Origin of the sequence: Agrococcus sp. DT81.2 (assembly GCF_049844935.1) — a bacterium.
Classification (GTDB): Bacteria; Actinomycetota; Actinomycetes; order Actinomycetales; family Microbacteriaceae; genus Agrococcus.
Genome location: NZ_JBNCLZ010000006.1, coordinates 59,940 through 81,976 on the forward strand (window position 1 = coordinate 59,940; position 22,037 = coordinate 81,976).

Consider the following 22,037-nt stretch of genomic DNA (forward strand, 5'->3'; position numbering starts at 1 on the left):
TGAGGGCATGCCCTTGCCCAGCCGGAAGTCCTCAGAGCCGCCGCGCACTGACCCCGTCTTCCGCATTCTGACGGTGTGCTCGGGCAACCTGTGCCGCTCGCCGCAGGCCGAGCAGCTGCTGAGGACGCGCATCGCCGCGGCGTTCGACCGCACTGTGATTCCAGCGCTGGAAGTGACCAGCGCCGGCACGAAGGCGTTCGACGGAGACCCGATGGACAAGCTCGCCGCCGTCGAGGCGGTGCGGCTCGGCATCGAGGACACGCTCGATCATCGAGCCCGCCGCATTGCAGAGCAGCACGTCGCCGACGCCGACCTCATCCTCGGCATGGCGCGCGAGCACCGCGCGGCCGCATCGCACCTCGTGCCGAGCGCGAACCGCCGCTCGTTCACCTTGGTGGAGTTCGCGCGCATCGTCGACGCGCTTGCCAGGGGAGAGTTCGACGTCGAGGTGCCACCGCTCGGCCAGGATGGGTTCGCTGCGTTCATGCGCCGAGTCGTCGAGATCGCGGTGACGGAGCGCGGCCTGATGCCGGTGCCGGAGGATCCGCTCGAGCTTGACGTCGAGGATCCGTACCGCCGTGAGCCCGAGGTGTACACCAGATCCGCGGATGCGGTGGAGGCGGAGATCGCCCGAATCGCGGCTGGTCTGCGCGCGCTCGCGGACGGGCGACGCTGAGCCGGAATTCTTCCGTGTGAGAGGATTGTCCGGGCGTGCGCTCTCTCTTGTCGCGCCCAGTCACGCAGAGGGAGTCACGTTGGAGCTTTCGGATTACATCCGCATCATCAGGAAGTATTGGGTGCTGCTGGTGGCCGCAACGCTCGTCGGAGTCGGCGCTGGAGCGATCGCTTCGCTGGCGCAGAAGCCGATCTACTCGTCGTCGACGCAGGTCTTCGTCTCGCTGCAGGCCGGGGACACGACGGCGGAGCTGCAGCAGGGCAACACGTACACGCTGTCGCGCGTGCAGACCTACGCGAACCTGGTCGATTCGCAGCGGGTGCTCGACGGCGTGATCTCGTCGCTCCAGCTCGATGTCGAGAGAGGAGCGCTCGATTCGCGCATCAGCGCGACGACGGTGCCCGAAACCACGATCATCGAGATCTCGGCCACGAGCGATGACCCCGCCGAGGCGGCCGCTCTCGCCGACGCGACCGCCGCGTCGCTCTCGACAACCGTGAACGAGATCGAGTCCCGTCCCGACCTCGTGAGCCCCGTGCAGCTCGCCGTCGTCGAGGAAGCGACGGTCCCGTCGTCGCCCATCAGTCCGCGCACCATGGTCAACGTGGCACTGGGCGGCCTCATCGGACTCGCGCTCGCTGCAGGCTTCGCGCTGCTTCGGGAGGTCCTCGACACGCGCATTCGCAACGAGCGTGACGTCCGTGCGGTGACGGATGCGCCGATGATCGGTGCTATCGCGTTTGACCCGAAGGCCAAGGAGCGCCCGCTGATCGTCCACGCCGATCCGCAGAGCCCACGGTCCGAGTCCTTCCGTACGCTTCGAACGAACCTGCAGTTCATCGAGGTCGACGACGGCTCGCGCACATTCGTCGTCACCTCCGCGATGCCGGGCGAGGGCAAGAGCACCACGACCGCCAACCTCGCTGTCGCGCTCGCTGACGCTGGCCAAACAGTGATCCTCGTCGACGCCGATCTGCGCAAGCCCAAGATCGCGGACTACATGAACCTCGACGGCGGCGTGGGCATGACCGACGTGCTGATCGGTCGGGCTCAGCTTGTCGACGCTGTGCAGCAGTGGGGCAACAAATCGCTGTACGTCCTGCCTGCGGGCCAGATCCCGCCCAACCCTTCCGAGCTGCTCGGCTCCAAGGCGATGGCATCGCTCATTGATGATCTCCAAGGCGAGTTCGACTGGATCCTGTTCGATGCCCCGCCCCTGCTCCCCGTCACCGATGCCGCGGTGCTGTCGAAGCAGGTCGAGGCCGTCATCATGGTCGCTTCGGTTGGTAAGGCGACGCGCACGCAGCTCGAGAGCGCGGTGCAGCTGCTCGACGCGGTCGACACGCAGGTCGGCGGCATCGTGCTCACCATGGTCCCGACGCGGGGCGCTGATGCCTACGGCTATGGACACTACGGCTACGGGCACTACGGCTACACCCAGCAGAAGAAGGCGAAGAGCAAGCCGCGTCTGGCGCTCTCTCGGCAGAGGTGACGCGAAAGGGCGACTCGACTGTCGTCGAGCCGCCCATGGTCGCCGCTGCCTCAGTCGGTCGCCTGCCCCTTGCCCAGAACTATCCTCGGCGTTCCGCGCCAACTGGCCGCATCGGAGATGTTCCTGCCGTCGACGAGCAGTTTGACGCCGGCGACGTCGGCGGCTGCGAGGGTCGCGTACTCAGCGTGGTCGGTCTGAATGATCGCGAGATCGGCCGCGTCACCGATGTGGAACGCCTCGAAGCCCAGGGACGAGAGCTCCTCGTCGCTGTACAGCGGGTCGTGCACTCGAACGGTCGCACCCGCCTCTTTCAGCGCATCCGCAGTGGCGAAGACGCCTGAGAAGGCGGTCTCCTTCACTCCGCCCCGGTACGCGGCGCCGAGGACGACGGCGCTCATGCCGCGCAGGCCGCCGAGCGTCGATGCAGCACGTGCCACGAGACGCTCAGGCATGGAAGCGTTGAACTTCCGGGCCGTTCGGACGATCTCGGCGTCGCCGTCGGTCGACAGGTACAGCCGCGGGTAGACCGGGATGCAATGGCCGCCGACCGCGATGCCGGGGCGGTGGATGTGGCTGTAGGGCTGCGAATTGCACGCCTCGATCACCTGGTACACGTCGACGCCCACCGAGTCGGCGTACACCGCGAACTGGTTTGCGAGGCCGATGTTGACGTCGCGGTAGGTCGTCTCGGCGAGCTTGGCCATCTCGGCCGCCTCGGCGCTGCCGAGGTCCCACACCCCGTTAGCCCGCTTAAGGTCCGGGCGCTCGTCGAAGGTCAGCACCGCCTCGTAGAACTCTCGTGCCCGCTCGGCGCCGGTCGGCGAGAGCCCGCCGATGAGCTTCGGGTAGCGCCGCAGGTCCTGGAAGACGCGGCCGGTGAGCACACGCTCGGGCGAGAAGACGAGGTGGAAGTCCTCGCCCTCGGTAAGGCCAGAGATCTCCTCGAGCATCGGCTTCCACCGCGTGCGCGTCGTGCCGACCGGAAGCGTCGTCTCGTAGGAGACGAGCGTGCCGGGCGTCAGGTGCTCCGCCAATGAGCGGGTTGCCGCGTCCATCCAGCCGAAGTCCGGAGCCCACGACGCATCGTCGACGAAGAGCGGCACGACGAGCACGACCGCGTCGGCACCGGGAATGCCGTCCGCGTAGTCGGTGGTCGCGCGCAGGCGGCCGTCCGCAACTGCGGTCGCGAGCTTTTCCTGCAGGCGTGCCTCACCGGGGAACGGCTCGATCCCGTCGTTGATCGACTGCACCGTCCGCGCGTTCACGTCGATGCCGACGACCTCGTGGCCGGCGTCGGCGAACTGCACCGCTAGAGGGAGGCCGATCTTGCCGAGAGCGATGACTGCGATGCGCATGCCTGTCCTTCGATGTGGGGGTGTCGGAATCGGTGTCAGTGCTGCGCGATGCGCACGGTCATCCCCGAATGGGCGGATTCCAGCGCCGCTTCGACGATCTCGAGCGTGTGCAGGCCCTGCTCCATCGTGACGACGTCGCTCTCCAAACCGAGCACCGCGTCTCGAAAGGCCTCGTGCTCCACGCGTAGCGGCTCGCGCTTCGCGAAGGCGAAGCGGGTGACGTCGCCCTCGGCGACGCCACGGAACGACGAGATGGACTCCCATTCGACATCCACGGTGCCGTTCGCGTAAAAGGTGAGATCGCCGGTCATTGTGTCGGCGATGAACGTGCCCTTCTCGCCCGTCACAGTCGTCAGCCGCTCCTTCATGGGGGAGAGCCAGTTGACGACGTGGTTGACGTTCACGCCGTTCTCGAGCTTGCCGGTGACCAGCACCATGTCCTCGTGCGGTCGACCGGACTTCATCGCAACTTGGCCGGACACACTGGCATACGGGCTGCCGGCGATCCACGCTGTGAGGTCGATGTCGTGCGACGCCAGGTCCTTGCCGACTCCCACATCAGCGATGCGCGCGGGGAAGGGGCCCTGGCGCCGGGTCGCGATCTGGTAGACAGCTCCGAGCTCTCCATCTTGGATGCGCTTCCGCAATTGTTGGAGCGCGGGGTTAAAGCGCTCGATGTGACCGACGGCCCCGACGAGGTTGCGCTCGGCGAAGGCGTGGCACATGCGCCGGCCGGCCTCGACCGAATGCGCGATGGGCTTCTCGACGAGCGTGTGCACGCCGGCTCCGGCGAGCTGCAGCGCGACACCCTCGTGGTACTGCGTCGGCACGGCGACCACGGCGACGTGTATTCCGGTGTCGATCAACTCGTCGACGCTCGATAGGACAGGAAGCTTTCCGGCGGCTCCGTGAGGGTCGCCCATCGCATCTGCGACCCCGACGAGCTCGATGCCATCCATCTCGCGCATGACGCGTGCATGGTGACGTCCCATCATGCCCAGGCCGATCAGGCCCGCCCGCAGCACCATCAGGCGCCGGCCCGGGCCAGCGCGTTCACGGCCTCGACAATGCGGTCGAGGTCCGCATCGGTCAGCGACGGATGCACAGGCAAGGAGAGCACGGTCGACGCGGCGATCTCGGTGTTGGGGAGGTCGAGCCCGGGCGCGAAGGCCTCCAACGAAGAGAGCCGATGGTTTGGGATCGGGTAATACACGCCGTTTCCAATCCCATGCTCATCCCTCAGTGCCTTGGAGAAGCCGTCGCGATCCTCCTCGACCCTGATCGTGTACTGGTGGTAGACGTGGACAGCGCCCTCGGCGACAACTGGGGTGCGGACACCTTCGAGGTCGCGGTCGAGGCGAGCGGCGTTCGACTGACGCTGCGTGGTCCACGCGCCCAGCTTCGTCAGCTGCACCCGGCCGATCGCGGCGTGGATGTCGGTCATCCGGGCGTTGAACCCGATGACCTCGTTGGCGTACTGCCGCTCCATGCCCTGGTTGCGGAGCAGTCTGACCGCACGCGCGAGGTCGTCATCCTCAACGACGACCATGCCGCCTTCGCCGCTCGTCATGTTCTTGGTGGGGTAGAGGCTGAACATGGCGAATGTACCGAATGTGCCGACGGAGGCGCCGTCGAGACTCGCGGCGTGTGCCTGGGCGGCGTCTTCGAACACCATTAGGCCGTAGCGATCGGCGATGGCGCGCAATTCCCGCATCCGGGCGGGGTGGCCGTAGAGATGCACCGGCATGATGGCCTTGGTGTGCGGCGTGATGGCGGCTTCGACAGCGGCGGGGTCGAGCGTGTACGTGTCGAGCTCGATATCCGCGAACACCGGCGAGGCCCCGGTCAGCGCAACTGAGTTGCCGGTGGCGGCGAAGGTGAAGGACGGCACGATCACTTCGTCCCCAACGCCGACGCCCGCTGCGAGCAGACCTAGGTGCAAGCCAGCCGTGCCGGAGTTGACGGCAACCGCAACGCGCCCGCCGGCGAGCTGCGCGCCGAACTCTGTCTCGAACGCGGCCACCTCCGGGCCCTGCGCGATCATGCCGGAGCGCATGACTCGATCGACCGCTTCCCGCTCCTCGTCGCCAACGATGGGCTTGGCCGATGGGATCAACTCAGGCACGGGATAGTGCTCCTTCGTATTCGATGAACTCGTCGCCGGTGACGGGGCAAACGAATCGGTCGTCGCGCTGTTCAAGCTTCCGCCCAGCAGGCCCTACCCAGCCCAAACGCCGGGCAGGTACGCCCGCGACCAGCGCGTACGCCGGGACGTCTCGCGTGACCACGGCGCCAGCCGCCACGGTCGCCCACGCGCCGATCGTCACGGGTGCCACGCACACGGCGCGCGCGCCGACTGCCGCGCCATATTCGATTGTCACGCCCTTCGGCTCCCAGTCCTCGGCGGACTTTAGAACGCCGTCTTCGGTGATGGCGCGCGGGTGGAGGTCATTTGTCAGGACCACGCCGGGCCCGATGAACACGCCATCGCCCAGCGTTGCGGGCTCGTAGATAAGTGCCATGTTCTGCACTTTGCAGCGATCGCCGATTTGGACCCCGGCGCCGATGTATGCACCGCGCCCGACAGTGCACTCGTTGCCAATCACCGCATGCTCGCGGACTTGCGCGAGATGCCACACAACTGTGCGGTCGCCGAGTCGCGCGCGCGCATCGACGTCAGCGCTGTGCATGATGTTAGGGGGGGTGTGCTTAGCCACGCATCGAGTCTAGGTGTACCCGGCCGCGACCTCAGTGGCACGGGGGCGAGGTGAGGCGGGGTCGGCGGGTTGAGCGCAGTTGTTCACATTTCGCTGACCGACGGACGTGCTCCTGTCCCACGCGAATGTCCGAGTGACGCAGAATCTGATAAGCCTCGTCCACGGCCGCCACTCGGCGGCTCTCCGGAAGCATCATCGTTGGGACGATGATCCGCTCCCGAGGCGTCGCGCGCTCGATCGAGGTGTTCGACGAGTACGCCTCGGGGGCGCACGCATAGTTGCTCCTTCGGCGCGCTCGTACCGCGTTGGCACACCGGAAAAATCGACGGAGAGATCTGACCCGCGCGCACGAGGAGCCGCTCGGCTGCAACCGGACGGCGACCGGGTCACGGAGATCCTCGGGGACGAGCGCGCGCGACAGGCGTCCCCTTCCACCGCGCGGTGACCCTACTGGCTCGCGCTCGACTCGAGCGCGTCGAGAGGCTCAGGACCTGCGTCGCCTTCCCTGTCACGCTCTCGTCGAGAGTTCGGCGCGAAGCAGACCTTCGTTCGGCGAGCAGCAGCCCTCAGTACTGCCATTGGTCTGTGGTCGTCACGCCTCCCCTCCCGCTTATCGTTGAGGCGCTCTGAGTAGCGGGGCCGCGAGTGGACGTCTACGGCGGAGTGCAGTGGGCGGCACTGCTGGAGGGGCGCTTGCGGCCGCCGCTCCGGTGCGGCTCTCCTGTCGCATGGTGGCTGCAGGCCGAACGCGCAGCGAAATGTAAACTTCACTGGTCGTCGGCCACCAGGCACGCACGAGATCAGCATCTGTCTTCTGCGCCCGCCGCGCAGCACGAGGAGCAAGTACGTGGCAAACCCCGATCGAAGCCCAGTTCCGCTTGCCGAGAGCGGCCGACCGTATCAGCGCTGCGTGCGCACGATTATGGATACGACTGACCCCGACATCTGGTTCGACCGGGACGGGGTGTCCTCTCATGCGCTCAACTTCGACGCGACCAACAAGGAGATGGTCCAAGCGGCCCAGTCTGGTCGGCTCGCCGGGGAGCTGGACGCGCTGGTTGCGAAGATCAAAGCATCAGGCAAGGGCAAGCAGTACGACTGCATCGTGGGAGTCTCCGGTGGTGTCGACAGCACCTACTTGATCCTCCAGGCGATCAGGCTCGGGCTTCGCCCGCTAGCCGTCCATTTCGACAGCGGGTGGAATTCCGAACTGGCAGTCGACAACATCCACAACATCGTCAAGAGACTCGACGTGGATCTGTACACCCACGTCGTCGATTGGCGCGAGATGCGGGACCTGCAGCTGTCTTTCCTGAAGGCATCCGTGGCGAACTGCGACACCCCCACGGACCATGCCTTCGCGTGGGTGGCTTACCAGCAGGCCGTTAAGTACGGGGTCAAGTACATTCTTTCGGGCTCGAATCTTGCGAGCGAATCTATCTTGCCGAAGTCTTGGGGGTACAACGCATCGGATGCCAAGCACGTCAAAGCCATCCACAAGCGGTTCGGTAAGGTCGACTTGAAGACCTATCCGCTGATGGGGCTCTTTAAGCGCCACCTGTGGTATCCGCACGTTCGCAATGTGAAGACTGTGAAGCCTCTCAACCTGATGCCCTACAGATACGCCGAGGCGAAGAAGCAGATCACAGAAGAAGTCGACTGGCGCGACTACGGCGGCAAGCACTACGAGTCCGTATTCACCCGCTACTTCCAGGGCTACTACCTGCCGCGAAAGTTTGGATTCGACAAGCGGCTTGCGCACTACTCATCGCTGATTCTGTCCGATCAGATGACGCGCGATGAGGCGCTGCGTCTTATGGAGTCGGAGAACTATCCTGAATCGCTGCGCGTGCAGGATCATGAATTCATAGCCAAAAAGCTCGGGCTCTCCGTTGATGGTCTGGAGGCGATCTACGCTCTCCCGCCGAAGGAGTATTCGGAGTACCCGAATTCGAAGCGCATTTGGGACGCGGCGGCTACCCTCTCGCGGCTGCCGTCGAAGGTGCTGCCGACGCGGGACGCGCGTCGGTGACGGTCGCGGTTCTCGACTACGGGCTCGGAAACCTAGGGTCCGTAGTGAACATGTTGAAGCGGCTGGGTGCCTCACCGCAAGTCGTGACCACAGCCGACGAGGTCAGCGTCGCTGAGCGGCTGCTGCTCCCCGGAGTCGGCGCATTCGATCGCGGCATGGCGCTATTGGAGTCGCAAGGGCTGATCGCTCCAATCAGGAAGTTCGCGGCTCAAGGTCGCCCGCTGCTAGGAATCTGCCTCGGGATGCAGTTGTTGCTCGATGCCAGCGATGAGGGCGCTCGGCCCGGGCTGGGGCTGATCCCCGGCCGCAGCATTCGCTTCCGCGACAGGCCCGGGGTCCGTGTGCCCCACATGGGCTGGAACCGCACGACTCCACTGCGCGAAGACCCGCTGCTAGCCGACTTGCCTGAAGACAATCGCTTCTACTTCGTGCACTCCTATCACGCTATCCCCGCGAACGATTCGGCGGTGCTTACCACGACGACGTATGGTGAGCCGTTCGTGTCGATGATTCGCGAGCAGGGCACGATGGGCGCCCAGTTCCATCCCGAGAAAAGCCACCTGTTCGGAATGACGGTTCTTAGGAACTTCTGTAGCTTATGAAGATGGTTCCCCGGGTCATTCCCGTACTGCTGGTCAGCGACGGATATCTCGTCAAGCCCGTGCGATTCTCAGGCGACCGTTACATAGGAGACCCGATCAACGCCGTGCGCATCTTCAACGAGAAGCAGGTCGACGAGCTCATGATCTGCGACATCGATGCTACTGTGCGCGGCTCCGGCGTCAATTACACGCTTATCGAGGAGATCGCGAGCGAGGCGTTCATGCCCGTGGGATATGGCGGAGGAGTCGCGTCCGCGGCGGACGCACAACGCATCACCGGAATCGGAGTGGAGAAAGTCATTCTGAACACCGCCGCATTCCGAAGCCCACATGTCGTCTCCGAGGTGTCTGAGGCTCTCGGCTCCTCGAGCACCGTTGTCAGTGTCGACGCCAAGCGAAAGCTCGCGGGCGGATGGGAGACATACGCCTCGCGTGCCCGAATCAAGCTCGGGCTGACGCCGTCGGCGGCCGCCGCGCAGGCGCAAGCTCAGGGTGCCGGCGAGATTCTGGTGTCATCCATCGATCGCGAAGGCACCTTCAGCGGATACGACCTCAAGCTCATTCGCTCCGTCGCTGAGTCGGTTTCCGTCCCGGTGCTAGCTCTAGGGGGCGCGCAGTCGCTGAGTGACTTCGCCGCCGCGCTCGAGGCCGGTGCATCCGCGGTCGCCGCGGGAAGTGCGTTCGTGATGACTGGCAAGCACAGGGCAGTCCTCATCAATTACCCCTCACCAGTCGACATCCGATCCTTGGCTGCCATCCAATGACGAAGGCGCGCGTCACGCGGTCTAGCGAGCGTGCTCACATACGCGCCCATCGACGACGCGCGCTCAAATCCCGAACGTCGCGAGCCATCTCGCCCGCGACGCCGCACCGGAGCCGCCACTCGATGGCCCGCTGTGAACGGTTTCTAGCCACGCGTGCTGGAGCCCCGACCACTAGTCATCCCAAGGAAGCTGGAACCGCGAAATGGGATCCGGCTCCCGCTCCTGCCCCCGCAACCGCGAAGCGGACCTCAACGATCGTCGCCCTCGCCGCTCGAGACTGGAAGACATACTGAGGAGTGCGGAGCCGCCGACTTCCCTCCCATCGGACGTTCCATCCTGCGCTTTCACCGCGATGGGGCGGCACGGGGCTAGCGGTGGGTTCGCCTAGCATTGCTGCGGGAGCGCCCCCGCTTCCAATAACTATGCCGAACAGGATCGCACATGATTGAGGCAACCCTCGAGCCACGTCTAGCCATCGGCCCCTTGAACGTGGCGAGCCAGGGAACCGCCTGGGCCAAGGCGGTACGGCACAACTTGCGCGCCGAGGCCGCGGCGTACGGCTTCGACGGTGGTATCGCCCGCCTCGTGAAGAGGAGCGGTAAGCGAGTTGACGATCGCGTCGACTATTCGATACCGCACTACCGCCTCTCGCCCCAGTGGGTGAGGGCATCGGCGTTGGCGTACGCCCTTCGGGGCTGTACGCATGTCCTGAACGAGGGAAACACGCCGACGATCGGCGATCCTAGAGCCCGACGTTTCACTGATGAGGTCGAATGGTATCGCGAGCGCGGATTAGCGCCCGCGATTGTCTTTCATGGTAGTGACATTCGAGATCCCGATATCAGCCTAGAAAATGACGAGCACTCGTATTTTCGGCACGTTTCCCCTGAGCTTGTCGAGCGGCTCCGTCGTCGTTCGCATAAAAATCGTGAGGCGGTCATGCATCAGGGCATGCCGCTCTACGTCAGCACGCCAGATTTATTGGCGCACATTCCGCACTCGAGGCTGCTCCCGCTCACGGTTGATGTCGAAGCGTGGGCCGGTATGCCTCAAGCATTCTCGGGTCCGATCCCGCGTGTGCTGCACCGCCCGAGCGGGACCAACCCGTACGTGAAAGGGACCGACATCATTCGGCCGATTCTGGAAGAGTTCGAGCGGCGCCGCATGATCGAAATCGTATCGTCGCCCGTGGTAGCGCACTCTCAGATGCGTAACCTCTATGAGCGTGCAGATATCGTTGTCGATCAGATTCGCATTGGGGCGTACGGCGTGACCGCTGTCGAGGCGATGGCGTCCGGACGCGTCGTAATTGCAAACGTGTCCCACGACAAAGAGGCGCGAGACCGGAATCCCCCCGTCCTCGTTCACGCAACGCCGGATACTTTCCACGATGCGTTGTCGGAACTTCTTGGGGACCTGTCCGCCGCGCAGCGGATGGCGAGAGACGGACGTGCATACGCGCGCGAGATGCACGACGGAGCTCGGGCCGCGAAAGCACTTGATCCCTTCCTTTTCAGTTAGAGGAGCCGTCCCCTCGGGCTGCGACGGCGATCCCAAGTGCGACCCGGTGGTCGCGATGATGACGCCATGAACCAGACGCAGTACCCGCTCCGCCTGATATTGGACGAGATGGCCCGGATGAGGGAAGTGACCGTCTCCCTTGCTGTTGCGGACTTAGTGAGGGGAGCGCTGGGCATCCTGTAGCGCTGCCGCAACGCGCCGGCACGTTCTCGTCGCGACGATCTTGCGGGTGCGGGCGGCGCTTACGACCGGTTGTACGCCGCCAAGCTGCGCGACCTACGAGACTACGGGAACGTAGCCCGCAATGGCTGTCTCTACGACCTCTCAGCAGAGCGCGCTGGCAGGCCATCGTCACCGAAGCGCGAAGGTCTAGAGCGGTGACTCGTGTCGCGGATGGTGATGCCCCGGCAGGGTCCGGCGGGGCGGTGTCGGACGATGACAGCGCGACTGCGGAGCCGCCAGGGGACATCCATGGCTGCCGCGGCGAACTCCGGCGTGACGAAGGCGAGGCTGTCGCGCCGGCCATCGCCGTTGACGCCTGTCGCGACATGACGACCGAGCTGAGGACACGGCGACCTTCGCGGACCTTCGTGAGGGCGTCGGCTGCGACGAACGTGAACGGACAGGCGTCATCGAGCGACCCGTGCCAGAAACTGCCCGACGTGCTCGCCGTACTCGCCGCCATGCGGGAGACCTGCGGCTTCGACAACGAGCGGGTGCCGAGCGTCTTGTATGCCTGGATCACTCGGGGTGACCCTGCTCACGTGGGAAGCGACGGTGTCACGAGGCATCACTCCACTATGCGGCACCCACTGGGGCCCCGAAGGCAATCGCTTGGCTGGCGCTGTTTAGCTGGCCGATGGCAGCGCGATAAGGAAACATAAGTTCAGTGCCACATCGACGGTCAGCGAGGCCTACGTCCCGTGCGCGGGCGAAGCCTGGCAATAATCTGCCGCACTTGAGCAGGGTTACCGAAGACCCAAGCCGCGGTCAAGACCACAGCAGTCGCAATCCTGAGGTATAGCGGGGCGCCAGCTGCGTCGAGCGCTATGGACGTGCCAGTCGCCGCCAGGATGCCGAGCATGGTGCGCGCTGTCCGCGACCACCAGCGCATCTTCAGTTCACGCCACGCCCGCACATACGGCACGGCCGCTATGACGCTTACGCCGATCAGGTAGCCGATCGGAACCGCCAATTCCGGATCGAACGCCCCGATAACAATCCAGCTAGAGACGCCGACGGCGAAACCAAGCGCACTTGAGATAGCGGAGAAAGCCATGCCGCTGTTCGACCGGCTAGTGATGCTCGACACCGCTGGCCCCGCGGCGGCGTTCAAGACCATGCCCGCGGCGAGGGCGTAGAAGATCACCACAGCAGCGCCGAACTCGGCGCCCCAGATCACATCGAACAATGGTTGCGCGAGGGGCATAATCGCGCAGAGCATCGCCACCATCACCACGGATACATACGCGGTCGATCGGTCGACGCGACCCGCGAGGCCCGAGGTGTCTTGGGACCCGTGGTGGGCCGCCAAGGTGGGAAACAGTACTTGGCTAATGGCCCCAGCAACCATCGTGGCAGGCCCAACCATTGACAAGGCGGCAGTCATTTGTCCGGCGTAAGCCGGACCGTTCAAGCCGTTCGACCAAATAATCGCGAGCTGGATGAAGCCAGCGCTCGACAGGGTGCCGATCGTGCCCAGTAACACAAACGTTCGGATAGAACGTTTATCCACACGCGATAGTTGCTTCGGTGAGCGACGTGGCCATGCGAAAGCTGCCATGGCAACGTGACCAACCGCGATCGGGGCAACGACCCAGATGCTACGCACACCGCCAAGCAGTAGCGCAGCCGTGCCGATGAGCGCGGCGGTCGCAATCCCGATCTCCCAGGTTGCGAGCCGGCCGATCTCGCCAGCGCCCAGGTGGAGACCCCGAGACAGCGCATACGCACTCGAAGTCACGCAGAGCACGAGGACAGCGATCGCGAAGACCAGATCACCGGTTACGAAGTACTGAACTGACGCGGCCAGGAGGCCGATCACGACAGACGCCGCCACCGACCGCCGCGAAAGGTGCACCGCCACCGCGTGTGCCCGTTCTCGCTCTTGCTTAGCTCTCTCGAAAGCGATGTTTCGGCTCGCAGCCGCGCTGGCGGAACTCGCGAATAGAAGACTACCGATATTGCCTGAGGCAATAGCGCTTTGCGTCATACCAAGGAGCGCGGGGTCCCCGAGTCGCCCGATAGCGACGTTGGCCACGAGCCGTGCGACGCCCTGGAACGCGGTCGCCGCCAGCGTGAGAACGCTGCGCCCGCTGATGCCGCCGTCGACCGGACGTCCATAATCGATGACCTTCACGAAACCTCGCTCCTGGGTCTCGGTCTCGATCTCGACGGTCGCGGGCGCTCGCCCTTAGCGGGAGCGCTGTCTCGGTTGGCGAGATCCAGCTCAGCGCGCCGGCTCGACAGGACTGAGGCCGCGACAAACACTGTTGCTATGTGCATCCACGCGATCGACTGGTAGGTGTAGGTGCTGTGCATCGTCGCCATGAAGGGGAGAGCGACTGCAGTCACGGCAATCGACATGCTTTGCACGCGGTGCGCGCCCTCGCGGGTCCGAAGAACCCCAGAGATCCCGAGCCTAGCTAGCCATACGAGAGCAACGACCGCCACAAGGAGTGCGATCCCGCCGTACTGAGAAAACACTTCAATCAATCCATTGTGAGGATCAGTAAGCCCGAAGGTATCGATTGCGCAGGCGCCCTCCGCTATAGCGGCGGAGAAACCACCGGGCCCGGTTCCGAGAAGCAATGTCTGCGAGGCGATGTCGACGCCGCAGTGCGCGAGGTTGAACCGGGCTTGCAACGAATCGTTGGCAGCAATGAAGTTCGAGATCGCGCCGCCGCCTGCACTGCCGCCGCCTAGAGCACCGAGTGTGGACGTGACTGCGGCGTCCAGAGTAGCGGGGAAAAGGGCGATTGCGGTGGCAGTAGCCGCGCCGACGAGTAGCACGAGGAGCGCACGTAACTTCAGGAGAGCGAACACGAACGCGATGCAAACGAGCAGCGCGACCGCGGTCCGGCTCTGCGTGGCCGCAACGAAATATGGCAGCGTAACAACGGACACGAGATACAGGACCTTGACGGTCGATCGGGTTGCGGTGAAACCCCAAATGAGGAATGGCAACGCGGCAAGCAACATGAAAGCGTAGTTGTTAGGATTACCGAGAGTACTCGCGGCGCCCGCGGAGGTGAAAAGGTACGATGAATCATCGACGAAATAGTTGTGGAAACGGTCACCGAGAGCGACCTCTCGAACTGCTACCGCTGCAGTCACGACGTAACAAAGAAGCCACCCATGTGAGAGCCACTCTAGGTATGACTCGCTTGCCCTCCTTAGGAGCGCCACGACTACGAGGGTCCCGAAACTGATCGAGGCCATCTCCTCCCACGCCCGCTCGCGTTCGCTGTTCAGAGCGAGGTGCACGAGTGCGTACAGGAGGAATAGGAACGCCGCAGTGTTGACGACTAGGGTAATGCGCGGGGTTGTGAAGCTCCTTCGTGGGGTGACGAAGACGATCACGAACAGAAGTGCGACTGCGACTCGAAATCCGAAAAGTGGCCCCGCCACAGTCAGCGTCCCGCCCAGCGCAGCGAGCGAAGGAAGCGCGAAGATCAAGGCTTTCTCGGCCCAACTGATGCTGGGTGATGGTCTCAACGGGTCGCCGTGCGCACGACCGGGTCCACGGGGACGCGCGAGCCCGCTCGCTGTGATGCCGGAGTGACGCGACATGGCTTTGAGAGCTGGGCTCAGGCGTCTCGCGACAGCCTCTTCTTGGGGCGTCGCCCCTCCTGGCACGTTACTTGCCTCCATGGCCTCGGGGCACGCCCTCTTCGAGTGCCCCCTCGAGCACCTCAGCGAATCGTGGGCCTAGGACATCTAGCGAAAAGTTGCTTCGGGCGAGGGCGTGGGCGTTCTGGCCCATGCGCTGGAGCTCCGGGCCGTCGGAAACCAATGTGTGCAGCGCCTCGGCCGCGAGACGGGGGTTTGAAGGGTCGAGGGCGATTCCTGCGTTCTCCTGCTTGATCAGTTCGGCTTGCCAACCGCCGTAATTGACAGCAACGGGTCTGCCGGCCGCCAGCGCGTCGAAGAACTTGTTAGCGCTATTGGCCTCCATTTCAGGTAGGGGCATGAATAGGGAAGTGCATAGTGAGGCTGCGCCGTAGATGGGCGGGACGTCTCTCTTTGCAATTGGTCCGAGCATGTAGAAGTTGAATCCGAGGACCCCAGAGTTGGCGGCGCGCTCGCGAATGAGGGCTTCCTCGGCGCCGCCGCCAACGACGACGAAGCATATTGATGGGTCAATCTCTCGCATTGCGTCGGCGACGTCAACGAGGTAGCTGACTCGGTTAATGCGGCCTAGAGTGCCGCAATAGAGAATCATCTTGCGATTCCCCAGCCACTCATTCGCTGCTAGCCAGTCAGCGATGCTCGCCGAATCGGTGTTGAACAGATCAAGGTAGGACATGTTGGGGATGAGTTCCACCGGGCGTCGGGTCTCTACCTTCAACACTCCTTCCCGCATGCCGGGGGAGAGGGCGACGATGCGCGTCGCCTTGCGATAAGCGAATCGTTCGAGCCATCGAGCCGCTGCGCGCAGCGCGCGCGAGCGTAGAGCTCCCATGGCGATCGGGAGCTCGGGCCACAAGTCGCGGACTTCGAAAACTATTGGCGTTCCGCGACCGAGGGTGGCGATCCAAGCGGGGATGATCACCGTAAGGGGTGTGCTCGTGGCAAACACGAGGTCTCCCTTGAGACGGCGGGCCACGCCAGTAGCGCGCACCGCGAAGTTGACGAAGGCTAGGATTCGGCGAGAGTAAGCCATGGAATTGCTGTACTCGAGCGGCACCCAATGGACGGTTATGTCTTGAAGTCGTTCCGGCGAGGAAGGCGGTGGCCCGGGGCGCGCCGCCGTGGAAGTCACAATATGGACGTCGTGCCCTCGCTCAGCCATCACGCCGGCTAGTTTGAGAGACCGGATTCCCGTTGGGGCATCCCCAGCGCTGAAGTATTGATGGATGTAGACCAACTTCATCTGGGGCCCCCGGTGTAATCGATGCCGTCGGCGCGCCAAGATGACCGGAGAGCCGATACCGTCCGGCTTCCGGGGACGTATGGCGGCCACCAGCGATCGCCTCGTACATGAAACGGTCCGGGTCGAACTTCGAACATGCATGAACCTGTCACGATGTCGGAGTCTCGGATACAAAGCTTGGTTCGACGACGAGTCGCGCTGACGGCGTCCGCAGCGCGCGGTAGGCGGTCACGAGGTGCGCGGCTTCAGGCGCCCAGTTGAACTCGGATTTCGCCGCGCGCGCGGCGTTCTCTGCGTGCCTCTTCAGCAGATCCGGCTCGCTGACGTATCGGGCGATCGCGTCCGCGAGCGCCTCTGGCGAGTCGGGCGCCACCACGACGCCACAGTCCCACCGTTCTACGATATCGCGCCAAAGGCTGAAATCCGAGACGATCGCAGGCATACCAGACGCGAAGTACTCGAACATCTTTGTGGGTAGCGCTTCGCGGTAGGCGGGATTGTCGTGGAGGACAGCCAGGCCTATGCGCGCTCGCTCCATCAAAGTTCTCGCTTCAGTGGGCGCAACCTCACCGAGGAAGTCGACGGCGCCCCAGCCGGGGTGCGACTTCATCCTTGCAAGCAACTCTGGATGACCGCCCCCCGCTAGCAGCAGGCGCCAACCCTGCGGAAATGCTCGATGCTCTAGTGCGTCCAGCATAGTAATCGCGCCGCGAGCTTCGCTAAGCGCTCCCACGTAGACGACGGCGAACTCGCGCTCATCGATGTCTGGGATCACCGGCGCGCTCGGCGAGAGAAGCGGATAGTTATGAACGACGACCGTCTTCGCTGGGGGGAATCTCTCGGCGACCTTCTTCGTGGCAGTGACGATTAGGTCCGCCGTTCCGGCGAGCCGTATCAACGGCCGCGCCAAGGTTTGCGCGAGATGCTTCGTGCGGCGGGGTAGGTACGGCTTGTTCCCGATCTGCTCAAGGAGATCCTCGTGCGCGTCGTAGACAACTTTGATCCCAAATGCCTTCAACACTGGGATGAAGGGCACGAGTTCGGGGTCGTGCAGGTGCGCCACGTCTACGCGGCGACGAATCGCATATGCGACAGCTTCCGCGCTCGATATGAGCATGCGAAGCGCCCGGCGTCGAAGCCTGAGTGCGTGCACGGCGGCTATTGCCTTCGCAGGGAATTGCGGGGCGTTCGCGACAACCACCACGTCGGCGCCGGCGGCTTGGAGGGACGCGGCTTCACGAAAGTGGATGCGATTGTCGCTCCACGAGTGCACGCTCGAGAGATGCGCCACACGCAGGCCCTGGAGGCCTGTGTTTGTCGAGCGTCCATTGTCAGTCATGTTCCGCTCCTCATTGTTCTTCAATTTTGCAGCCATTGGTCACTCATCGAGCGGGCACGCCCTTCACGACTCTCTCCGCCCCGACGTCGCGAGTCACGCAGGCGGCCGCACCCACGGTGGTCGCGGCACCGAGGGTGAGGCCCTGTAGGACGACGGCACCCGCTCCCACGAGAGCTCCGGTCGAGACCCGCACCTCGCCGGAAATGATTGCACCAGGATTGATCGATACGAAGCTCGATATCTCCGAGTCATGTCCGATCACTGCGTTCGGGTTAATGTGGACGTGCTCGCCGATTTGGACGTTGGTTGAAATTTGGGCGCCGGCGCAGATGACGGTCCCCTCACCAATCGACACCCCCGACCCGATAGTCGCCTTCGGGTGAATGAGCGTCGCGCCGCTGCGGCCACTCGCCGCCAAGTCAACGCACAGGCGCGCTCGGTCGGACGGGTCACCGATCGCGACAACGAAACTCGTGCTGGGACTGGCACTCGCAAGGAAATCCGCGAGCGTCCCAAGCCACCTGACATCTCTCTTCGCGAGCCGCTGGAGCTGGGTATCGGAAGGAGCGTCGTCGACGACGCCGAGGATGTTCCATTGTGGTGCTTGGTCGTTGCAAGCAGCGGCCACGTCGAGCGTCTCTCGCCCGAATCCGCCTGCGCCGATCACGACTAGCGTCTTCATCGCTCTCCAGAGAACTTCGGCATCGTGGCGTGGCCCTCGGCGGTTACGCCGTGACGACGGAGCACCCCGATTATCGTCCTTCTGAGAATAGCCATGTCGAGCCTGATCGATCGTTTATCGACGTACTCGATGTCGAGTTCAAGCCGGTCCTTCCACGAAAGCGCATTCCTGCCGCTTGCTTGGGCGAGTCCTGTGATGCCGGGACGCACGTCGTGGCGGTGAGCCTGCTCGTGTGTGTAATAGTCCAAGTACTCGACAAGCAGGGGCCGAGGGCCCACGATGCTCATATCGCCCTTAACCACGTTCCAGAGGCTGGGCAACTCGTCGAGACTTGTCGCGCGGAGCGCCCTGCCGAAAGGCGTCAGGCGCTGCTCGTCGGACAAGAGGCCCTGAGCTGGGTCGGGGCTTCGCATGGATCGGAACTTGACAAGCTCGAATGTGACGCCGTCGCGCCCCGGTCGCAACTGGCGGAACAGCACCGGCCGTCCGAGATTGACAGCGACCGCGATTCCTACACCGGCGAGCACGGGGGAGAGGAGGACGAGAGCGGATCCGGCCGCGACCAAGTCGAGTCCTCGCTTGACGGCGTCGTACGGCACCCGGATCATCACAGGCTCCGTAGGAAGTCGTCGACACCGTCCGTCACGCGAGCGAACTGGTCGTCGCTCAATGCCGAGCCGGAGGGGAGCGTCAAACCGGTCTCGAACAGGCGCTGCGCATTGCCATTCGTGAAGGCCCGGTTTGATGCGAACACCGGCTGCAAGTGCATCGGCTTCCATAGCGGTCGGCTCTCGATGCTGCGCTCGGCGAGGAATGCCTGCAGCGCCGCTGGGGCGAACGTTGCCGATGGGTCGACGACGATGGACGTCAGCCAGCAGTTGTCGTCGGCGCCGTCGCCACCGAAAATGTCGACGCCGTCGATGCGGGAGAACAGTTCGGAATACTGCGCGCGTCGCGCTCGGCGCCTGCCGATCATCTCGTCCAGGCGCACGAGCTGCGCACGTCCGAGGGCCGCGAGCAGATTCGACAGCCGGTAGTTGTACCCGATGTCGGTGTGCTCGTAGTGCGCGACGGGCTGCCGTGCCTGGGTTGCGAGGTAGCGGGTGCGTTGCGCCAGCGCTTCATCATCAGTGAGCAGCATGCCGCCGCCGGACGTCGTCATGATCTTGTTCCCGTTGAACGAGACGATCGACGCGGCGCCGAAGGATCCAGCCGCGCGGCCCGCGTGCGTGGCTCCCAACGACTCCGCCGCATCCGCAAGCACCGGGATGCTGTACTGCCGGGCGAGCGCTTCGATGGCTGTGTAGTCGACTGCCTTGCCCAGCAGGTCGACCGGCACGATCGCCTTGGCGGGCGTGCCCTCCGATGCCAGGGTCGCAAGCGCCTCAGCGAGTAGCGCGACATCAATGTTGCCGGTGTCGAAGTCCGAGTCGACGAAGACGGGCGTCGCGCCCGTGTAGACGATCGCGTTCGTCGTAGCGGCGAACGTCATCGATGAGGTGACGACGATGTCGCCTGGGCCGATTCCCAAACCGAGGAGTCCAAGATGCAGGGCGGCGGTGCCGCTGGCGAGCGCTACGCCGTGCTCGACGCCGACGCGGGCGGCGAGGTCCTGCTCGAATCCGTCCACCTCAGGGCCGAGCGGCGCGATCCACCCCGAGTCCATCGCCGCTCGGACGGCCAGCTTCTCGGGCTCTCCGATGTCGGGGGAGGACATATAGATGCGGTCGTTCACCGTGTTCCTCCGATGCCGAACGCGCCAGGGATGATCGGTGCCGTGGCGCCACCGACGTGCGCCTGTTCGGCGTCGTTGCGTGCCTTCGCCGACTGGCTCTCGCGCGTCCAATGGTCGTCCCAGCGATTCTTGTCGAGCTCGTCGACATTGAGCGGCTCGCCCTGCGCGTGTGTGATCTTCTGGTGAAAAGGCCGGTCGTCGTGCTCGCCGGCGCCGATCAGCTCTTCGTGCAGCTTCTCGTGGGGGCGGAGCCCCGTATAGACAATCTCGATCGGCTTACCGGACATGCGGATCATGCGCTTCGCGACGTCGAGGATCTTGACCGGCTCGCCCATGTCGAGGATGAGCACTTCGCCGGGACGACCGATGCCGCCAGCCTGCACGACGAGCTGGCACGCCTCGGGGATGGTCATGAAGTAGCGCGTGATGTCGGGGTGGGTGACCGTCAGGGGGCCGCCAGCCTCGATCAGGGCCGTGAACGTGGGCAGCATCGAGCCGCGGCTGCCGAGCACGTTGCCGAACCGGACGGAGAGGTAGCGGCCTTGCCCCCGCTCCGCGAAGGATGCGGTGAGTCGCTCGGCGAGGCGCTTCGAGTGCCCGAGCACGCTCGTCGGGTTCGCCGCCTTGTCGGTGGAGATGTTGACGAACGTCTCGACGCCGGCCGCGAAGGCCGCCTCGAGCACATTGCGCGAGCCCAAGACGTTGGTCTTCCAAGCCTCGTCGGGGTACTGCTCCAGCATCGGTAAGTGCTTGAGCGCCGCAGCGTGGAAGACCACGTGCGGGCGACGCTCGTCCATGAGCGCGAGCATGGCGTCGCGATCGCGGATGTCGGCCAGCACGACGTCCCTGGTGTGCAGCAGACCGTGACCGGAGATCGAAATCTGCACGGCCTGCAGAGACGACTCGTCGCGGTCGAGCATCATGAGTTCAGCGGGACCGAACTTGGCGATCTGCCGGCAGAGTTCTGCGCCGATCGAGCCACCGGCGCCCGTGACGAGCACGCGCTTGTCGGTCAGGTAGCCGGCAACCGTGGCGACGTCGGTGTCGACCGGGTGGCGGCCGATGATGTCTTCGATCGAGATCTCGCGGAGGTCACCCATTCCGCGGCGCCCCTCGAGGATGTCGTCGAGCGGGGGCATCACCAACACCCGCAGGTCGGCCTCGGCGGCGTAATCGGAGATACGCTGCAGCATCGAGGCGTCGGCCCGCGCGATGGCCACCACGAGCGACGTCGCTCCTGTGTCTCGCGCGATTCGAGGCAGGTCGGCCCCCGTGCCCAGTACGCGCAGGCCCGACCGCACGGCGTTTGCGAGCTGGGGGGCGTCGTCGACGATGCCCACCGGGTTGAAGCGCGACTGCGGGTCAGTCCGCATGCGCTTGACGAGGCTGGAGCCGACGAAGCCCGCACCGTACACGAGCACTGGCGCAGCCTGGTCAGTCGGTCTGCTCTGGCGCTCCTGCACGACGCGGCGGAAGTAGCGAGTGAGCGCCATGGCGAGGAACGCGAGCGGAGCCGCGATGACGGGCGTGCTGCGCGGAACGCCGATCTGCGCTCCGAAGACGAGGATGGGGATGCCGATGACTGCGGCGGTCAGGAGTACGGAGCCCGTCAGGCTGAGCACCTCATCGAAGCTGCCGACCTGGTAGCGACGCCGGTAGAGCGAGAGCATCAGTCCCGCGATCAGCTGAGCGGCCGCAGCGACGACGCAGATCAGCAGCATCGCGATCCAGTTCGTGTCGCTGAAGGCGAATTCGTATCGCAGCCACACTGCGACCACAATGGCAACGGTCCAGGCGCCGACGTCGAAGATGTACTGGAAGACGCGCATGTTGGCGCGGATCGACCGGAATGTCGTGCCGCTGCGTGCGCTCGACGCCACCCGTTGCCTCCGTAGTGCTTTCGCAGCTCACGGACCCGTCGGGATCCACACGTGCAGCTGCATCAACTCTCCAAAGACCTATGCTACCGGTGCAAAATTGCGTGGGCCACCAGGACCGTCTCGGAGAATTGCACGGCGAGTAAAGTT

General features: G+C 64.5%; 18 protein-coding genes and 1 pseudogene. 6 read left to right on the forward strand and 13 right to left on the reverse strand.

The window, feature by feature from the left end:
- The first annotated feature begins 7 nt into the window (after positions 1 to 7).
- Both ACLQ21_RS12170 and ACLQ21_RS12175 read left to right on the forward strand, forming a co-directional pair.
- Positions 8 to 676 (forward strand): hypothetical protein, encoded by a 669-nt coding sequence (locus tag ACLQ21_RS12170; RefSeq protein WP_425664024.1) that lies wholly within the window; start codon positions 8 to 10, stop codon positions 674 to 676.
- Entirely contained in the window at positions 609 to 2,168 is a 1,560-nt protein-coding gene (locus tag ACLQ21_RS12175; RefSeq protein ID WP_425664026.1) for a polysaccharide biosynthesis tyrosine autokinase, read from the forward strand. The genes ACLQ21_RS12170 and ACLQ21_RS12175 overlap by 68 nt, the downstream gene beginning before the upstream one ends.
- Positions 2,169 to 2,218: 50 nt before the next feature.
- Here ACLQ21_RS12175 and ACLQ21_RS12180 read toward each other — a convergent pair whose 3' ends face one another.
- From ACLQ21_RS12180 to ACLQ21_RS12195, 4 genes are read right to left on the reverse strand one after another with little or no spacing between them, the layout of a single operon-like run.
- Positions 2,219 to 3,523: a nucleotide sugar dehydrogenase gene (locus ACLQ21_RS12180; RefSeq protein ID WP_425664028.1), complete on the reverse strand. Its 1,305-nt coding sequence runs from the start codon at positions 3,521 to 3,523 to the stop codon at positions 2,219 to 2,221.
- Between the two features lie 35 nt (positions 3,524 to 3,558).
- Complete coding sequence (locus ACLQ21_RS12185) at positions 3,559 to 4,551, reverse strand: Gfo/Idh/MocA family oxidoreductase (RefSeq protein WP_425664029.1); 993 nt, start codon at positions 4,549 to 4,551, stop codon at positions 3,559 to 3,561.
- Entirely contained in the window at positions 4,551 to 5,648 is a 1,098-nt protein-coding gene (locus tag ACLQ21_RS12190; RefSeq protein WP_425664031.1) for a DegT/DnrJ/EryC1/StrS family aminotransferase, read from the reverse strand. Before ACLQ21_RS12190 ends, ACLQ21_RS12185 begins: the two co-directional genes overlap by 1 nt.
- Positions 5,641 to 6,213: an acyltransferase gene (locus tag ACLQ21_RS12195; protein WP_425664352.1), complete on the reverse strand. Its 573-nt coding sequence runs from the start codon at positions 6,211 to 6,213 to the stop codon at positions 5,641 to 5,643. Before ACLQ21_RS12195 ends, ACLQ21_RS12190 begins: the two co-directional genes overlap by 8 nt.
- An 874-nt stretch (positions 6,214 to 7,087) precedes the next feature.
- On the opposite strand from ACLQ21_RS12195, the gene ACLQ21_RS12200 reads away from it, so the two are divergent.
- The 4 genes from ACLQ21_RS12200 (at position 7,088) to ACLQ21_RS12215 (ending at position 11,159) form a co-directional block, all read left to right on the forward strand.
- Positions 7,088 to 8,272, forward strand: coding sequence for an N-acetyl sugar amidotransferase (locus tag ACLQ21_RS12200; RefSeq protein WP_425664033.1), 1,185 nt, complete (start codon positions 7,088 to 7,090; stop codon positions 8,270 to 8,272).
- The gene (hisH, locus tag ACLQ21_RS12205) at positions 8,269 to 8,874 is read left to right on the forward strand and encodes an imidazole glycerol phosphate synthase subunit HisH (protein ID WP_425664035.1); all 606 of its coding nucleotides are present in this window, start codon (positions 8,269 to 8,271) and stop codon (positions 8,872 to 8,874) included. Before ACLQ21_RS12200 ends, hisH begins: the two co-directional genes overlap by 4 nt.
- Before the next feature lie 2 nt (positions 8,875 to 8,876).
- The gene (locus ACLQ21_RS12210) at positions 8,877 to 9,638 is read left to right on the forward strand and encodes an AglZ/HisF2 family acetamidino modification protein (RefSeq protein WP_425664037.1); all 762 of its coding nucleotides are present in this window, start codon (positions 8,877 to 8,879) and stop codon (positions 9,636 to 9,638) included.
- A 441-nt stretch (positions 9,639 to 10,079) separates the two neighbouring features.
- Complete coding sequence (locus ACLQ21_RS12215) at positions 10,080 to 11,159, forward strand: hypothetical protein (protein ID WP_425664039.1); 1,080 nt, start codon at positions 10,080 to 10,082, stop codon at positions 11,157 to 11,159.
- A gap of 607 nt (positions 11,160 to 11,766) precedes the next feature.
- Here the strand turns inward: ACLQ21_RS12215 and ACLQ21_RS12220 are convergent.
- From ACLQ21_RS12220 to ACLQ21_RS12260, 9 genes and pseudogenes are all read right to left on the reverse strand, one after another.
- Positions 11,767 to 11,844: pseudogene (locus tag ACLQ21_RS12220) on the reverse strand (hypothetical protein); the annotation flags it as partial.
- A gap of 219 nt (positions 11,845 to 12,063) precedes the next feature.
- Positions 12,064 to 13,518, reverse strand: coding sequence for a lipopolysaccharide biosynthesis protein (locus ACLQ21_RS12225; RefSeq protein ID WP_425664040.1), 1,455 nt, complete (start codon positions 13,516 to 13,518; stop codon positions 12,064 to 12,066).
- Positions 13,515 to 14,741, reverse strand: a complete 1,227-nt coding sequence (locus ACLQ21_RS12230; RefSeq protein ID WP_425664041.1) for an O-antigen ligase family protein — start codon at positions 14,739 to 14,741, stop codon at positions 13,515 to 13,517. Before ACLQ21_RS12230 ends, ACLQ21_RS12225 begins: the two co-directional genes overlap by 4 nt.
- A gap of 277 nt (positions 14,742 to 15,018) precedes the next feature.
- Complete coding sequence (locus ACLQ21_RS12235; protein WP_425664043.1) at positions 15,019 to 16,395, reverse strand: glycosyltransferase family 4 protein; 1,377 nt, start codon at positions 16,393 to 16,395, stop codon at positions 15,019 to 15,021.
- Positions 16,396 to 16,402: 7 nt separating this feature from the next.
- The gene (locus ACLQ21_RS12240) at positions 16,403 to 17,593 is read right to left on the reverse strand and encodes a glycosyltransferase (RefSeq protein ID WP_425664045.1); all 1,191 of its coding nucleotides are present in this window, start codon (positions 17,591 to 17,593) and stop codon (positions 16,403 to 16,405) included.
- Between the two features lie 43 nt (positions 17,594 to 17,636).
- Positions 17,637 to 18,275: an acetyltransferase gene (locus ACLQ21_RS12245; RefSeq protein WP_425664047.1), complete on the reverse strand. Its 639-nt coding sequence runs from the start codon at positions 18,273 to 18,275 to the stop codon at positions 17,637 to 17,639.
- Positions 18,272 to 18,883 (reverse strand): sugar transferase, encoded by a 612-nt coding sequence (locus ACLQ21_RS12250; protein WP_425664049.1) that lies wholly within the window; start codon positions 18,881 to 18,883, stop codon positions 18,272 to 18,274. The genes ACLQ21_RS12245 and ACLQ21_RS12250 overlap by 4 nt, the downstream gene beginning before the upstream one ends.
- The gene (locus ACLQ21_RS12255; RefSeq protein ID WP_425664050.1) at positions 18,883 to 20,010 is read right to left on the reverse strand and encodes a DegT/DnrJ/EryC1/StrS family aminotransferase; all 1,128 of its coding nucleotides are present in this window, start codon (positions 20,008 to 20,010) and stop codon (positions 18,883 to 18,885) included. Before ACLQ21_RS12255 ends, ACLQ21_RS12250 begins: the two co-directional genes overlap by 1 nt.
- Complete coding sequence (locus ACLQ21_RS12260; RefSeq protein WP_425664353.1) at positions 20,007 to 21,839, reverse strand: polysaccharide biosynthesis protein; 1,833 nt, start codon at positions 21,837 to 21,839, stop codon at positions 20,007 to 20,009. Before ACLQ21_RS12260 ends, ACLQ21_RS12255 begins: the two co-directional genes overlap by 4 nt.
- Positions 21,840 to 22,037: the final 198 nt, after the last annotated feature.

Coding starts and splice junctions, on each gene's coding strand:
- ACLQ21_RS12170 (WP_425664024.1), top strand. CDS start 8: ATGCCCTTGCCCAGCCGGAAGTCCTCAGAGCCGCCGCGCACTGACCCC.
- ACLQ21_RS12175 (WP_425664026.1), top strand. CDS start 609: ATGCGGTGGAGGCGGAGATCGCCCGAATCGCGGCTGGTCTGCGCGCGC.
- ACLQ21_RS12180 (WP_425664028.1), bottom strand. CDS start 3,523: ATGCGCATCGCAGTCATCGCTCTCGGCAAGATCGGCCTCCCTCTAGCG.
- ACLQ21_RS12185 (WP_425664029.1), bottom strand. CDS start 4,551: ATGGTGCTGCGGGCGGGCCTGATCGGCCTGGGCATGATGGGACGTCAC.
- ACLQ21_RS12195 (WP_425664352.1), bottom strand. CDS start 6,213: ATGCACAGCGCTGACGTCGATGCGCGCGCGCGACTCGGCGACCGCACA.
- ACLQ21_RS12210 (WP_425664037.1), top strand. CDS start 8,877: ATGGTTCCCCGGGTCATTCCCGTACTGCTGGTCAGCGACGGATATCTC.
- ACLQ21_RS12215 (WP_425664039.1), top strand. CDS start 10,080: ATGATTGAGGCAACCCTCGAGCCACGTCTAGCCATCGGCCCCTTGAAC.
- ACLQ21_RS12235 (WP_425664043.1), bottom strand. CDS start 16,395: ATGCATGTTCGAAGTTCGACCCGGACCGTTTCATGTACGAGGCGATCG.
- ACLQ21_RS12240 (WP_425664045.1), bottom strand. CDS start 17,593: ATGACTGACAATGGACGCTCGACAAACACAGGCCTCCAGGGCCTGCGT.
- ACLQ21_RS12245 (WP_425664047.1), bottom strand. CDS start 18,275: ATGAAGACGCTAGTCGTGATCGGCGCAGGCGGATTCGGGCGAGAGACG.
- ACLQ21_RS12250 (WP_425664049.1), bottom strand. CDS start 18,883: ATGATCCGGGTGCCGTACGACGCCGTCAAGCGAGGACTCGACTTGGTC.
- ACLQ21_RS12260 (WP_425664353.1), bottom strand. CDS start 21,839: ATGCGCGTCTTCCAGTACATCTTCGACGTCGGCGCCTGGACCGTTGCC.